The following is a 15,480-nucleotide window of genomic DNA, read 5'->3' on the forward strand; positions in this document are numbered from 1 at the left end:
ATTATTTTTTACAACAACTAATGAACTAAGTAATCCTCTTTTTAACCAATGAAACTCATTCCATATGCAATCACGCTCTTGCTCGCCAGTCTGCTGGCCTGCCAGAAACCAATCGACGCGGTAAAACCCGTTGACACAGCGCATCCGTCCGATACGACAAAAACGACACCGGCCCCTACATCGCATTCGGGCGTTGTGTATGATCACGGTACACCCGTAGGGCAGCTTACCCAAAAAGTAATCGGTCCCGAAGGTGGTACATTGGCTTCGATGGATGGTACGCTCACGATGACCATTCCCGCCGGAGCCGTTTCCAAAGCCACGACCTTTAGTATCCAACCCGTTACTCCTACTTTGCCCGGACTAATTAGCGGTCAATCATTTCGGCTGCTTCCCGAAGGGCAGACCTTCGCTCAGCCGGTTACTCTCCACTATCATTATAACGCGGATAGCCTGGATGGCACCTCGGCTCAGGCGCTATTTATGGCTTACCAGAGTAGTGATGGCTATTGGAAGGCGCTGCTGAATACGGAATTGGATGAAACCGCGCAAACGCTCACGGTCAGCACCAAACACTTCAGCGACTGGGGTGCCTTTGCCCAATATACGCTGGATGCGACGCCAGATGTAGTGTTTCCCGCCCAGTCGGCGGAGCTGGCACTGAGCGGCTATTGGGATGAAATAACTCCACTGACTCCCGAAGCAGTTGAGCTGGAGCTAGCCAAGAAGAAAGCCCTGCGAAATCCTAGTAATATTAAAAACTGGCGGTACGTTGGGAAAGGTACACTGGAAGTGGCAACCGACCGTACATCGGCAACTTACTGGCCTTCAGAGAGCGTAACCAAAGGCACGGCGCTGATTAAGGTTGATGTCTACAACATTATACCGCCTGGTCAGGTACCCCGGAAAGGCGCAACGGGCAAAGTTGAACTCCTGAAAACCATCCGAATTGAGGGAGCTTATTTTCGGGCTACCGTGAATGGTAAAAGCTACGAGGGAAAAACCTGGCATGCAATAGTTACCGCCCAGGAGACAAACATCGGTGGTTTACTAGCCAACGGCGACTACATTAGCTTCGTTATTGGTCAGACGGAACTTCGACCCGGTAAAATTGCGTATGCGGCCGATGACGGGGCTGACTTATCATTGACGGGCAACGCTATAGCCTCACTGGAAATCGACGGCGACCTCAGCCGTCCGTATGAGAGCTGGTATTCTCCCTGTGAGGGCGAACACATTATTGTGTCGCCGGGCGGTATCACCATCGATGCTGTGGAGGTTATCAATGGAAATACCTACGTACGCGGCTCATATGAGGCTACGGTTTACTGGGAGGAAGGTGCCTGTCCGGACCAAAAGCTTGATACGCGAAGCATCAGAGGAGAGTTCAGGGTAGTTATTAAAAATAAGTAAACAGTGAGCAGACCGACGATATGTTTATCTTCTCAAAGCAGTTCATGCGAATCATAGTTATATGGCTTGCAACCCTACTACCACAGATTGGCTTTTGTCAGCCCGTGGTAGTAGGCCCCGACCAACCGATTGATGCGCCAACGCGCACAGCCATTCTTCAGGAGCTTATTCAGCAACTTAACACACAATATGTGTTCCCGAGTATAGCCGCGCAGATCCAGGTAGTTATTCAACCTAAAATGACCGCTGGCGATTATGACCAGATTACCAGCAGCAAGGCATTTGCCGATACCATTACCGCGCAGATACAACGAATCAGCCACGACAAGCACCTACGACTATTTTATCACAATAAACCCGTTTCCACAACCGAGGGTGAATCAAAGGCCGACGAGCAAGCTTCGCTGGAGCAGTACGGGCGGGAGATCAATTTTGGGTTTGGAAAACCGGAAATACTAGCGGGAAATATTGGCTACTTGCGAATCGATGAATTTATGCCGGTCAAACTAGCGGCCCAAACCGCCACGAATGCTATGAATTTCCTGAGTCAAACGGATGCGCTGATTCTGGATTTACGTCACAATCGGGGTGGCGAACCGGCAATGGTGGCTTACCTGGCCAGTTATTTGGTTGGCCCTGGTTCAGTTCATCTTAATGATATCGTTAGTAAAGGCGGTAAATCTATTCAGTCATTCTGGACGACCCCTCAGGTTCTGGACAAACCGCATACTGATAAACCAGTGTACCTTCTGACGAGTAAAAACACATTTTCGGCGGGTGAAGAATTTGCCTATGATCTGCAAAGTCTGAAACGGGCGACGGTGGTGGGTGAACCGACGGCGGGTGGCGCTCATTCGGGAGAGATGATCCGAATTGGGGATCACTTCACAGCCTTCATTCCGGTCGAATACGCCCAAAATCCCATCACGCATACCAATTGGGAAGGAACAGGAGTTAAACCAGATTTAGCTATCCCAGCGAGTCAGGCGCAGAAAAAAGCCCAGCTACTGGCCTTAGAAACAATGGCTTCCAAGACCGATAAACCTCGAAAGAAGCGGAAGCTTGTCAAACTCATAGCGCAATTATCCGCCATCAATTAACCCGAAATGATAACTTGTCAAATCGGCCTGGATACGCTATTTTTAATGATTTCGTCCACATGCGCATGAATCGCCCAATCCACGACTTTTGGATACGCGTCGTCGGCATCAGTCTACTGGCAGCCCTAGCCATTTTAGACGATGATTCCATTCAGCAACCCCTAACCTCGCCCGGATTGGTCGCGATTGTGCTCAATGTTGTGTCAATTATCCTGATTTGGCATTTGAACCGGGCCATCAATAGCTACTGCCGGTACATGCTTTTGCCTCAACTCAAACCAACCTACCGACTGATCCTAACGCTGCTGGCTTGTACCCTGGCAACAACGCTATTTTCCTGGGCAGTCGATTTGATTCGCTACAGCTATACGCAAGGTACGATCACTGGTTTCCGGATTGGCGAACGCCCAACGGTGATTCGTATGGGCAATCATACGTTTCGATTTAGTCCAAATGGGATCGATTTCTTCCACGCCATCTTCATCGCCCTGTTTTTTGTAACGGTCTATGAGTTAGTATTTTACCGGCTGGATTCATCGCATTACCGGGCGCAGCTACTCCAGTCGGAGCAGGAACGGGAGAAGTTACGGGTGGCCAATATGCAGAGTCAACTGGATGCGCTCAAGCAGCAGGTTAATCCGCACTTTCTCTTTAATAGTCTTAACTCGTTGATTGCGCTGATCCGAAAAAATCCCCGTCAGGCCGAAACCTTTGCTGAAGAACTTAGCTCGGTGTATCGGTATGTATTACGCGCTAACCGTAGCGACGGACCGGATCAGAATCTGACGGATCTAGCTACCGAACTGGATTTTATTCAGTCGTACGCGCACCTGCTCCAGACCCGATATGGTAATGGCTTTGAGTTAAGCATCGATGTAAATGGCCGATTCAGTCGCTATCAACTACCGCCTTTGACCCTGCAACTGCTCGTTGAAAATGCTGTTAAGCACAACGTCGTTTTAACCACTAAGCCATTGCGGGTCGAAATCCAGACGGATGAACTGGCCAACTTGCACGTTCGCAACAATCTGCAACCCAAAAAGCAGGGGGTCATTTCTAACGGCGTGGGACTGGCCAACATCATGGCGAAATACGAAATGCTGGGGCAGGCGAAGCCATCAGTGCGCGAAGAAGCCGGACAGTTTGTCGTAGCCTTGCCGCTGATACCCGTATAAACCCACTTTCTGTTTAGCCACGTTTCGGCTGCTTAGAGAACGGTTTAAACCGGTTCGGACCCCTCGTTGATCGACTCGAACATCACCCGGTTCACTTACTATTTACAGATCGTTTACTTTGCTACCGAACTAAACCTCTTTTCTGGCCCTCCGGCAGCCATGTCAACGCTGGGCATACTATGAATGTATTACTGATTGAAGACGAAGACTTAGCGGTCTTTCGATTAACCGAACTCCTGTCGGAAGTGGCCCCTGAGGTGAAGATCGTTCAGACCACACCCAGTGTCGAAGCGTCGGTTGCTTATCTGAAAACCAATCCCGATCTGGATTTAATCTTCATGGATATTGAACTAGCCGATGGCCAAAGTTTCGAGATCTTCGAGCAGACGGCAGTTTCGGCTCCCGTCATTTTCACCACCTCGTATGATGAGTATGCCATTAAAGCCTTCAAGGTCAATAGCGTAGACTATTTACTAAAGCCCATCAAGCAGGCTGAATTAGCCGCCAGCCTGCAAAAATACAATCAACTGAACCGACTCCGGCAATCCCAGCCGGTTCAAGTTATCTCCATTGATGCACTGATTCAACAACTGCGGCAACAGACCCAGCCTACCGACTTCCGACGCCGATTTCTGGTGCGCCATCTATCCCAATGGTTACCTATTGACGTAAGCGAGATCGCCTATTTTCAATACGAAGATCGGGTTACCCTATTACGCACATTGACTGGCCAGAAATATTCACTGGATTATAAACTTGATGAACTGGAGGATATGCTTGATCCGAAGCTGTTTTTTCGGGCTAATCGGCAGTTTATCATCAGTGTCAATTCTGTTCAGCAAATTCATGCTTATTTCCATCACAAGTTAAAACTCATCCTAAAGCCAGCGCCTACTGACGAGGTCATAGTAAGCCGCGAACGCGCGTCTGACTTTCGGCACTGGATGGGCAAATAAACATGGGGTGTAACAGTGGGCTACGCCTTGATAACCTGACCCGCCAAAGTCCTGGCAGCGGCAACTCCGATGAATTCTTAACTGCGAATGAGGCAGGCGAAGTCGTAGTAGCGAAGATTGAAGAGTTGACCTTTTATCTAATTGCCATGACAAACCGAAACCGGCAATAGACTATTCGTCAACTAGAAACCCAGCAAGCGATAGGCAATCGCTAAACTATCCATCACTTGAAAGTAGATACATGAAAACACGTTCGTCTCTAGTAGAATTATCTGTAATTGGGGCGTTTCCTGAACCAGCTACATTTTTAGTTCTTTACTTCTTAAAGTCGGTAATGCTCTTTCCATCATACCGATATGCCCCACCTGAACCGAACCAAATACTGCCATCGCTAGCCTCTAAAATCCCAAATAGCATGGTTTTCGTATCATCAAAGTCTAATTCTACTTCGGTTACCGTGGGAGTTGTGTTGGACAAAGTTTCTCCATCATACCGAAAAAGGGACCAACCCCAGGTCGTTAGTGAACTCGTCCAGATGGCTCCTTTTCTATCTTCGTAGACATACGCAACGCCACGCTCGGTGAAATTGGTAAAGCTACTGCCGTCATAACGCCAAAGCCCATACGGGCTCCCCAGCCAGATATTGCCCTTTTTATCTTCGATGATCCTACGAACATTGATAAATGGGGCACCGTCATGAGTGAGAACGGTAAATGTTTTTCCATCATAACTATAGACATTTCCCCGGGTGGCAAACCAAAATTTCCCGGTTTTATCTTCAATAATCGAATTAATATCATTATCATCCTTAAAGAAGCGTCTTTCGTCCGTTGTTAAAGGTAGACCTTCATTCATTTTATAAGTTCGAAAGGATTTCCCATCGTACCGGCTGGCTCCTTCTCCGGTACCGAACCAAATAGTCCCGGCTTTATCTTCGTAAATATCAAAAACCCCATTACTGGCAAGCCCGTCCTTAGTGGTAAACTGTTGAAAGGACTTGCCATCGTAATAATAAACCCCTTCGCCAACCGTACTAAACCAGAAATTCCCTTTTCGATCTTCTAATACTGAAAAAAAATGGGCTGAACTCACTTGCCTGGTCACATTGATGAACGATTTCCCATCATACCGATATATCCCACCAAAGGTTGCCATCCAGATATTGCCCTTTCGATCCTGCTTGATGGTACGCGTGATATGGCTAGGTCCGTAGGATGTACTTAGCTCTTTGGATTCGGCCTTGATTGTATCTTTTGGGAGGTCAGTTTTGTTCAGTGCTTTGGCGGAAGCGTACACAGCAACCAGCAGGACCAATGCATATACAAGTACATATTTCATCTCTATTTCTTTTGTGGCTAGGGGTTTTGACAAACCTAATCATCATTGAGTTGAGATTTTGTTAAGGGCTTGTTAACGACAGAAAAATCGCCAAAACGTATACTGTCTGGTCTCAACCAGCATTGTACAAGGTCGTGCGATAACGCTCCTCATTAAGCCGAGTGAATACTTTCCAGAATTGCTTGTCGATTCGGGCGTTCAGTTAAACACGTGTATACTGGCCTGACCACAGCGCTATTTATAGAACCGCGTGGGAAGAACGGATTCTATTGCTAACCAGACGGTTATTTTTTCGGCTTAGTAGCGGAGGATGGACCAGGGATACTGGAGGCTTGTAAAGCCGCTAATTTTTTTCGCGTTGCGGATGCCTCTTTCAGAGAAAGCGCTTTCTGGAAATTGACTCTGGCATTGACAGTATCTTTTTGGGCCACGAAGTAATCCCCATACGAGTCATAGGCGTTGAAACTGGCTGGGTAATTCGCCACATTGAGTTTGAACAAACTCTCCGCTTTTTTAAACTTCTTCTGGGATACCATATACTGGCCCAGTTCATTGACCAGACTTTCCGGAGGCTTCACCAGGTAGCCCAACTGCCGGGTGGCGGCCCTAAAATGGGTTGTCAGTTTATCGGCTAACTGGGTATTATCTTCCTCATAGTCTTGGTCAGTCAGCTTTAATCGGTAGGCATCAAAAATGAAATGGAGCGCGTCGTACTCGGTGATGAGTGGCACCGAGCTATGGTCATCCAGGCCGTAGTATTTCCCCTGATAGCGTAAGCCGGTTTGTCCATTAGCCTTTATCAAACGATTCAGGGCTAAGATGGAGCGAATGTGTTTGGTCGAGCCACTCGTATCCGCCTGTACCCGTAAGGTATCCATCCCCGACTCCATCGTATTGGCGATACCCATAAACAGGACTTTGCCCGCATACTTCTGGCTGGCAATAACCTGCTTAGCGGTATTGAGCAGCTGTTGATCCGCCCACCACATACTGGGGTCGATAGCCACGTAGGCGTTAAACAAGTTGGGGTGATGAATGAGCGTGTTGATAACCAGCAGCCCACCCAGCGAATGGCCGATGAATACCTTGTAGGGCTCAGTGGGATACAACGAGTCAATGTGGGGCATCAGTTCGCTTTCGATGAAGGCGGTGAACCTCTCCCCTCCGCCCGAGTTCTTGCGTCGTGAACTGTCGGCAGCCGATGGAATCATTCCCCCTCCCGGTGTGGGCGTCAGATCCCGCCCCCGGTTGGTATTGACGATCCCCACCACAATCATCTCAGGGCAAATTGTATTGCCATTGACGGTGCTTAGTTGATGGATCATGCCGACCACCGAGGGAAAGTGGCTTTCGCCATCCAGCAGATAGACGACCGGATAGCGTCGTTTGGAGGCTCCTTCCTGTTTATAACTGTCTGGGACATGCACCCATAGTTTACGGGTCTCATGGAGAATGTTTGAGGTCAGGCTATCGATCTGACCGATAACAATTTGCCGAGTTGCCTGGGCTAGTAGTAGCCGGGGTAAGAAGACAACCAGAGTAAGTAGAAACCATTTTTTCATTGAGTTCAGGCAAGAAGATTGATGGCTAAAGGATCACAAGCCAAGCTATAAATGAGGCAAATCTATTTGTACGAAGGATATGAAATAAGAACCCCATTTAGTTTACCGCAAGTTCTTAGGATTCATGAACTTACTGTAAACCAGTTATAGTTTAGCTAAACTACGAAAAACGGTGGACTACCTATTCATCAATTATTCGTCTCAATAAACGCTCCCTCCTGAGACCAACAGAATTATATGTATATTCTTCAACAAATGGGCTCTGATTAGCAGGGGAATGCCCTTGAAGTGGCTTATTCATGAGTGGCCCTTCGGCGACCTGCAACTAGCTTATTTAGCCCCGGCGAACGATGACAACTTCTGGGTCGAACTGCTGGCCGGTGGTCAGCCAGAATCGGGAGCCCCTTACACAGATTTAGATGAGAGTCTTCATCCAGCAGGTTATCACCATTTTTGTATCGATGTACCAAGCGTTGACGATACCCTTCGTGAACTGAGTAATCGGGGCGTCACCCTGGTTGGCGAAGCGTTCAATTTACCCGCTATTGGCAAACGGCTAGCCTTTATTGCTGATCCCTGGGGCAATCTGATCGAGTTTGCCGAACGGTTAGCGTAGCGTTTTGCCATGCGGACTTGTTCATTGGGGGCAAGCATTGCGACAAACCAGAAATGATTATCAGCCGGCAATGATTGGTTGGGTAAGTAACGTTCTTACTTTTGCCAACCAATCAATACGCTATGGTTAATGCCATGATATCCACTCGTCAATTTATTCTAAGCCTGGCCATACTTTTCATTGCACTAACTCGGGCAGCTCAGGCGCAACCAGTAAAGCCAACAAATCAACCCGAGGCTCCGTTTGATTCAACTACAACACTGTCAGCTCGGGTGAAGCCCGCTTCCGCAACGGTTTTACAGATGTTTCGTGATGCGGGCATGTCGCCAACCGAACATCGCCTTACCCAAGACGAACAAGAAAAGGTTGCTGCGGCTTTTGCGGCTTTACCACCGCTCCATCAACGCGTTCTCAAGAGCCATTTGCACAGCATCAATTTTCTGGACAACATGCCCAATACGGCCTTGACATCAACCGTCAATCCGGACGAAGCGCATAAGTTGTTTGATATAACCTTCCGGGCCGAAATCTTACATCAGGACGCATCGGAGTGGTTAACCAGGAAAGAGCGGACCTGCTTTGATACTACGGGATCGGCGTTTCAGGTATCCATTCAGGCTGGCCACCTGAGTGCCTTCCTATACGTATTATTGCATGAGTCAACTCATGTCGTTGATGGTTCGCTGGGTATTTCACCGGACAATACAGTTGTTCAAAATCAGTCTCTATCGGACTCACTCGCCACAGATTTTGTAAAGGGTATCTGGGCTGGGCATACCACTCCCGCAACGAATTACAAGAGTCCGCTGCTGGACAGCCTTGTCTTTCGGCGCGGGGGTAAGCCGTTGCCAGTCAGTCAGTACAACCGAGTATACCAGGCGCTTAAACAATCGCCGTTTGTTTCCCTCTATGGCCGAAGCAGTTGGCATGAAGATTTGGCTGAATTTGTAACAGTTTATCATTTCACGCAAAAACTGGGGCAACCGTTTACGATCACGGTTCGAAAGGGAAATCGGGAGCTATTCACGTACAAACCCATGCAGTCGGCCCTGGTACGAAAGCGATTCAAACACATGGCCCGTTTCTATTCTGTTTAATGGACTGGAGAATTAAGCCTGATAAGCAGACTAATGATTTCATCAACGTCTATTTCATTGCTTACTTTAACGTATTGGTTTTTAAAACAGCACTATTCAGTCCTGAGGCAATCGAGCAACTCTAAAATGGACTTTCGACTCCAGCCGGTTATTGCAGCATTTTGGCTATTGCCATGATAACTAGTGCAATGGCAAGAAAGATGGCTCGCCATTGATTATAAAATACCGTAGCAGAAGGGCGCAACTGAGGAAATTTGATTATCATGATAGCAGAACTTGGCTTAGTATTAAACTAACAATCTATTTACTAACTAATTATAATCGCATTTCGTTGTGACAGGATGGCGCTACGTGTACTGGTATGGTTAAAACTGTATTGCGTCGTGAAAGTACGAAACGACTTGAAGTCTATATGTCAATACGGATGAGCGTATATACTGCGGGCTGTTTGCTACGTACTGGATTAATGGTTGGATACAGCCCTTCGAAGCCTTATTTACTTGCTTTTTTTGTTGTTATAAGTACTACGCCATTTTTGCCTTTCTGCCCATATCGGCTAACTAAATCGCTGTTTGAAGCTGGTGAAAGAACCGTGACGTTCTGAATATCATTAGGGCTAACCTTAAAGCGACCCTTCTCTTGAGGATTAGCTACCTCGACGTTATCAACTAACCAAAGAGGTGGTCCATCTGCTCCCTGGAGAAAGTTAGTAGCGGTCGGTGCTGGAGGCATTCCATTACTGACCTTATTACACCCAATAAAACAAAACGCAAAACAACCGGTCAATACAGTTAGGGTAATGTATTTAAGTCTCATCGTATAAGGCGTTAATGGTCGAAAAGCTATATAATCCCATAAATATCAGACTAATATTGTTGTAAAATACAGACGGAGCTTTTTCGTACTTCGGGAAGTAAAGACGAAAAAAGCTCTGTTTGTCCTCTGACTGATAAATGGTCTTTGGCTCAATCTCAAAAAAGGCTCCATTCGAATGGAAACTGTCTTCATGATTCCTGGCCAATCTGCAGCTACGGCCGCCGTGCTAGCGACCACTAATAATGTGGCCCCTCAGCGCTTGATATACAAAGTATCAGGTAACTATTTGTGGGACGATAAACAGCGATAACACTTTAAATACTTTAGATTTGGCCGAATCATAGCTGATCACAGTACGTATGAATCGACGTAATTTTATTGAACGCTTATCCATCAGTAGCGGAGCCGCTTTAACCTCTCCATTCCCGACAACGACGACTACTTCTCACAATCAGCCCGGTCGTCAGTTTACCGAATTTGGTGCCGCTGAACGGAAAGCCGATGTTGTCGTTGCTGGTGGTGGGTTAGGCGGATGTGCGGCTGCCCTAGCCGCATTACGAAATAAGTTGACGGTTATCCTGACTGAAGAAACCGACTGGATCGGTGGGCAGCTGACGCAACAGGGGGTTCCACCCGATGAACACAGTTGGATTGAAACCCACGGGGCTACGCAGCTCTATCGCGATTTTCGTGCCGCCATCCGGAAGTACTATGTCGAGAATTACTCCCTAACAGAAACCGCTAAGGCCAATCCATTTTTAAATCCCGGCGATGGAGCGGTGTCAAAATTATGCCACGAACCCAAAGTAGCCCTGGCCGTTTTGCAACAGATGTTGGCCCCTTATTTAAGTTCTGGCCAACTGACACTCCTTCTGGAGCATAAAATTAAAGGGGCCGATGTGGATGGCGATAGGGTACGGGCGCTAAACGCGGTTAATCAGCGTAGCGATCGGGAAGTGATACTTACCGCTCCTTATTTTATTGATGCCACTGAGCTAGGCGATTTACTTCCCCTCACTGGTACCGAGTTTGTTACTGGAGCCGAATCGCGCCGGGAAACCCGCGAGTTACACGCCCCCCAAACCGCTGATCCAACAAACTGTCAGGCGTTTACAGTCTGCTTCGCGGTCGATTATGTGGCCGGGGCCAATCACGTCATCGATAAGCCAGTGGAGTACGATTTCTGGCGATCCTATAAACCGAAGGTCAGCCCTGCCTGGTCTGGCAATTTGTTGGACTTGGCCTATTCGAATCCTAAAACCCTGGAGCCAAAGCAACTAGGATTTAACCCGGAGGGCGTCAGTACCGGCAATACACTAAACCTTTGGAATTACCGTCGAATTATTAGCAAGGCTAATTTTAAACCCGGTGCGTATTCCAGTGATATTTCGACTATAAACTGGCCACAGAATGATTACATTCTAGGCAGTTTGATTGGTGCCAGTGATGCCGAATTTAAAAAGCACGTTGACCGCGCCAAGCAACTGAATTTATCCCTTTTATATTGGTTACAGACCGAAGCACCCCGACCCGATGGCAGACGAGGATGGCCAGGACTCCGGTTACGCGGGGATATAATGGGTACCGACGATGGTTTCGCCAAATACCCCTACATCCGAGAATCCCGGCGAATCAAGGCCATGTTTACCGTTCTTGAAGAGCATATTGGCGCTGACAACCGCGCGTTGATAACGGGCAAAAAGTCGGACAACACAGCGGCCGAATTTCACGATAGCGTGGGGATTGGCTACTACCATATTGATCTGCACCCAAGCACCAGCGGTAATAATTATATCGATTTTGGGTCGCTCCCATTTCAGATTCCCCTAGGCGCCTTGTTGCCCAAACGAATGGAAAATTTGCTTCCGGCCAACAAAAACATCGGCACCACCCACATTACGAACGGGTGCTACCGGTTGCATCCCGTTGAGTGGAGTATTGGCGAAGCGGTTGGCTTATTAGTAGTTTATTCACTGGATAAAAAAGTAATTCCCCGCGCGGTTCGGGAGAAAGAACCCCTTCTCAATGAATTTCAACGACTAATTCGATCGCAGGGAATCGAAATGCACTGGCCTAGATTGTAAGCTTCTTCAACTTATCAAAAGACGGTACAGTACCTAACTGTTGCTATCTTTTTTAGTTGAATGGGGTTTATTTCACCAACTAGTTAAACGTATCAATTCCTATCTCAGATAAGGTTCCCTCCTAAAACAAAAGGGCTTCTCGGGATAAACCGGACGTTTGGAAATACCCCCGTAGTTTAGAATTTTGTATGTCTTATTCCTCAACTTATCGCTACTTCCAGGGTAGCTTCCTACCCTAAGAAACAGGTAAGATCAGGCTATCTACTTATCCGTTTTAACCCGCTCTCGAGGCCTTGCGTAACCAGCTTTCCGTTTATGAATAACGTTCCACTTCCGGTAATTGATAGTAAAAAACTGACCGAGGCTATCACTACCAACTATGCTAATTTTTCGCTGGCCTCCGTTAACGATCATGTAGTCAACGTGAGCGTGATGACAGAAAGCTATTACTGGCATTATCACCCCAACTCAGATGAGACATTTCTCGTGATGGAAGGCGTACTCCTCATTGACCTGGAAAGCGAAACCATCGAGTTGATGCCTGGCCAGCTCGTTACCATCCCCCGCAACGTAGTCCACCGAACCCGGCCCAAAGGCGAGCGTTCGATCAATATAACCGTTGAGCATAGTCAGATTGAAACTGTTAAGATTGATATAATTGCATAAATAGGACTTCAGTTGCTAATAAGTTTTGGTGAATGTTGATGATTTGGCTGGGTTGTGGACTATGTGGTATATCGACAACCCAAACTCTCTGCAACTTCTTTAAAATTGACGTAAACAATGTGTTCGTTGACTCCTCCACTGCAGCGAATCTGGATTCGCCAAGAATTAATTGACCACGTCAGCAGCTTGTGCTGACGAATTTGTTTATTGCCCATTCAAATCGGTAATCGAAACGGTTGACTGCCCAAATTTTAGCCTATTCAACCAACATTTTAGCTTCACAGGCTTCATCTCAGAAAATGGCTCCTGTGTGCGACAAAATAGATTCGTTTTCAATGGGGGAAAGAGACGAGGTTACGCAGGAATCGACTGTTTACTGTTGGGGTAAACCAATGAAAAACGTGGTCCCCTCTCCTGTTTGACTCTCTACCCGAAGCATTCCGTTATGTCCTTTGGTGATGATGTCGTAGCTCAATGATAAACCCAGGCCGGTTCCTTGCCCGGTAGGCTTGGTGGTAAAAAAGGGTTGAAAAATCTTGGTCTTTACTTGGTCAGGAATACCGGCACCGTTATCCCGGATCAAAATGTCTATACCTGATTCGCTTTGTTGAGTGCTAACAGTAATAGTCGGCCGATAATCGGCTAAAGCCGTTCTCTGCTTTTCTCGCACCGCGTAGAATGCATTGTTGTACAGGTTCAAGAGGACTCGCCCAATTTCCTGAGGAGCGACTTCAACCGGTTTCAACGTGCGATCAAAGTGGGTAATTAGCTCACAGGTAAATTCTTTGTCTTTGGCTCTAAGACCGTGATAGGCAATCTTGAGATACTCATCGGCCAGGGTGTTCAGATCCGTAGGCCGTTTTTCACCCGACTCGGTGCGGGAATGGTCGAGCATGCCTTTGACGATATCACTGGCTCGAGCACCGTGGTGCGTAATCTTCTGAAGGTTGCTGGTTAAATCCCCTAGAATTTCTTCGGCGTATTGCTTTTCGCCATCGGGGAGCTTTTGAAAAGGACCTTCTTTCAGTTCGTCAATGAGTTCGGTCGATACTTCGGAAAAGTTATTGACGAAGTTCAGGGGATTCTGGATTTCATGGGCAATGCCCGCTGTGAGTTCACCCAAACTGGCGAGCTTCTCTTTTTGGATGAGTTGAGTTTGAGAGGCCTTTAGCTCAGCTGTACGCGCTTCGACCTGCTGTTCAAGTCGTTCATTTTGGGTGGCCAGCATCTGCTGTTTTTCCTGCTCCTGAGCAATGGTTTTCTCCGAGAGTGCCGCCACCTCCAGAAGCTGCCGTTGCAGTAAACGGTTGGTTTCTGCTCGTTCCTGCGAAAGCAGCAGCGTAATCGTTAAAGCTAATACTAAAAAGGATAGTAGAAATAAGGTGTTTCCCATTCCACCTAATACAGTAACTGAAATGGTATAAAAAAGAAACGTGGTGAGCAGAAACGCATGCGAATACGTAAACAGTCTGGCGCCTGGTTTTCGTTGCCCGATGGCCCTGATGCCAACCCGCAGGATCTCCCCATAAGGCACCAAAAAACCCATGACCAGCATGCAGATGATGGAAGCATTAAACAACGAAAACAGATAGGCAGGAATGGTAGCCAGGGTCAGTATAGCGGTAATAAAAAACGGCCTTCGTTTCGGTTGATTGAAATAGGCGTAAACGCCCAGCAGATAAAACAGAGCGGAACAGATGGCAGCTACACAAAAGACAACATTAACCGAATCATCATAAACCGCTATTCGGGTAACGGCAGCAAAATCGGGTTTCCCATCTTTGGTGAATGCATCCAGGAAATGAGTCGCTCCCTGTGCCATCAAAAATAAGCCGAAGTAGACCGGGGTAATTCGGAATCGGGAAGAAACCAGGAAACTGAATTGGATCACCCCCAAAATCAGAAATACACCAAAAAGCGTGTACTCCGTCAGCAACGTATTTTTTAACAGTATCCGGTAGGCTTCAGCCTCTTCCACGGGTGCAATAGTCATTCGAAAGAATTTCAATTGCGTGAAGAGGGGTAAGTTGAGTAACCGTTCTCGGGAAAAGGCATAGCGAATGGCGAGGGTTTGCACACTGTCAGGTCCTAATACAATCGAAGGTATAGATTGAAAGAGAATGCCTTTTTCGACCTGTCCATGGGCATTTACGACCCCATTCTTAGCGACCATAATGCCATTCAAAAACAGTTCAGTAGCGCCAATTTGTCTTAGGGATATACTCACTAATCGGCCTCGCCATGAAGGAGCCACTCTGATAGATAACCGTAGCCATCCAATCCCCCGTTGGGGAAGTTGGGTGAGTTCTGGGAGCGCCATAAAAGGATCAAATGTATCCCAGTGGGAATCATCGAAATTGGTTTTAGCCCACTCCGGCTGATCGCCCAGTTTCCATTTCCAGGCTTTATCCAGCAGAATGCCTTGTGGAGGGATACTATCGAGACGAAATCTAGTTTGTCCCCAGGTCGTTGTGCCAGAAAGAGCCAAACAAACAATAAGAAGGATAATCGACTTCATAGATGCATGAAAAAGGCCAACTAGCACTGGCTTAAAAACACGCTAAAATAGGCGGCCATTGATTGAAAAGGCTACATCGATTGAGCCAAAAGCTATCTCGTTTGAGACAGTCCCTGGAAGGAATAAAAAGTTTATGTTG

General features: G+C 47.3%; 14 protein-coding genes. 10 read left to right on the plus strand and 4 right to left on the minus strand.

The window, feature by feature from the left end; genetic code table 11:
- The first annotated feature begins 48 nt into the window (after positions 1-48).
- From ACYVE4_RS13445 to ACYVE4_RS13465, 5 genes are all read left to right on the plus strand, one after another.
- Positions 49-1,413, plus strand: coding sequence for a hypothetical protein (locus ACYVE4_RS13445; RefSeq protein ID WP_461040549.1), 1,365 nt, complete (start codon positions 49-51; stop codon positions 1,411-1,413).
- A 44-nt stretch (positions 1,414-1,457) separates the two neighbouring features.
- Positions 1,458-2,513, plus strand: a complete 1,056-nt coding sequence (locus ACYVE4_RS13450; protein WP_461040551.1) for a S41 family peptidase — start codon at positions 1,458-1,460, stop codon at positions 2,511-2,513.
- 65 nt (positions 2,514-2,578) lie between these two features.
- Positions 2,579-3,688 (plus strand): sensor histidine kinase, encoded by a 1,110-nt coding sequence (locus ACYVE4_RS13455; protein WP_461040553.1) that lies wholly within the window; start codon positions 2,579-2,581, stop codon positions 3,686-3,688.
- Between the two features lie 179 nt (positions 3,689-3,867).
- Positions 3,868-4,644 (plus strand): LytR/AlgR family response regulator transcription factor, encoded by a 777-nt coding sequence (locus ACYVE4_RS13460; protein ID WP_461040555.1) that lies wholly within the window; start codon positions 3,868-3,870, stop codon positions 4,642-4,644.
- 2 nt (positions 4,645-4,646) lie between these two features.
- Positions 4,647-4,814 (plus strand): hypothetical protein, encoded by a 168-nt coding sequence (locus ACYVE4_RS13465; RefSeq protein WP_461040557.1) that lies wholly within the window; start codon positions 4,647-4,649, stop codon positions 4,812-4,814.
- A 145-nt stretch (positions 4,815-4,959) separates the two neighbouring features.
- On the opposite strand, the gene ACYVE4_RS13470 is transcribed toward ACYVE4_RS13465, so the two are convergent.
- Positions 4,960-5,982, minus strand: coding sequence for a ligand-binding sensor domain-containing protein (locus ACYVE4_RS13470; RefSeq protein WP_461040558.1), 1,023 nt, complete (start codon positions 5,980-5,982; stop codon positions 4,960-4,962).
- A gap of 284 nt (positions 5,983-6,266) precedes the next feature.
- Positions 6,267-7,544, minus strand: a complete 1,278-nt coding sequence (locus ACYVE4_RS13475) for an alpha/beta hydrolase (RefSeq protein ID WP_461040560.1) — start codon at positions 7,542-7,544, stop codon at positions 6,267-6,269.
- A 283-nt stretch (positions 7,545-7,827) separates the two neighbouring features.
- On the opposite strand from ACYVE4_RS13475, the gene ACYVE4_RS13480 reads away from it, so the two are divergent.
- Both ACYVE4_RS13480 and ACYVE4_RS13485 read left to right on the plus strand, forming a co-directional pair.
- Complete coding sequence (locus tag ACYVE4_RS13480; RefSeq protein WP_461040561.1) at positions 7,828-8,160, plus strand: VOC family protein; 333 nt, start codon at positions 7,828-7,830, stop codon at positions 8,158-8,160.
- Between the two features lie 134 nt (positions 8,161-8,294).
- Positions 8,295-9,257, plus strand: coding sequence for a hypothetical protein (locus tag ACYVE4_RS13485; protein WP_461040563.1), 963 nt, complete (start codon positions 8,295-8,297; stop codon positions 9,255-9,257).
- Positions 9,258-9,749: 492 nt separating this feature from the next.
- Here ACYVE4_RS13485 and ACYVE4_RS13490 read toward each other — a convergent pair whose 3' ends face one another.
- Positions 9,750-10,073: a hypothetical protein gene (locus tag ACYVE4_RS13490; RefSeq protein WP_461040565.1), complete on the minus strand. Its 324-nt coding sequence runs from the start codon at positions 10,071-10,073 to the stop codon at positions 9,750-9,752.
- Positions 10,074-10,263: 190 nt separating this feature from the next.
- On the opposite strand from ACYVE4_RS13490, the gene ACYVE4_RS13495 reads away from it, so the two are divergent.
- The 3 genes from ACYVE4_RS13495 (at position 10,264) to ACYVE4_RS13505 (ending at position 12,823) form a co-directional block, all read left to right on the plus strand.
- Positions 10,264-10,383 (plus strand): hypothetical protein, encoded by a 120-nt coding sequence (locus tag ACYVE4_RS13495; RefSeq protein WP_461040705.1) that lies wholly within the window; start codon positions 10,264-10,266, stop codon positions 10,381-10,383.
- A 49-nt stretch (positions 10,384-10,432) separates the two neighbouring features.
- The gene (locus ACYVE4_RS13500) at positions 10,433-12,157 is read left to right on the plus strand and encodes an FAD-dependent oxidoreductase (RefSeq protein ID WP_461040566.1); all 1,725 of its coding nucleotides are present in this window, start codon (positions 10,433-10,435) and stop codon (positions 12,155-12,157) included.
- Between the two features lie 315 nt (positions 12,158-12,472).
- Positions 12,473-12,823, plus strand: a complete 351-nt coding sequence (locus tag ACYVE4_RS13505) for a cupin domain-containing protein (RefSeq protein ID WP_461040568.1) — start codon at positions 12,473-12,475, stop codon at positions 12,821-12,823.
- Positions 12,824-13,196: 373 nt separating this feature from the next.
- Here the strand turns inward: ACYVE4_RS13505 and ACYVE4_RS13510 are convergent, their stop codons facing one another.
- Positions 13,197-15,341, minus strand: coding sequence for an ATP-binding protein (locus ACYVE4_RS13510; protein WP_461040570.1), 2,145 nt, complete (start codon positions 15,339-15,341; stop codon positions 13,197-13,199).
- Positions 15,342-15,480 lie beyond the last annotated feature (139 nt).

The sequence above is a fragment of the Spirosoma harenae genome, from assembly GCF_054776975.1.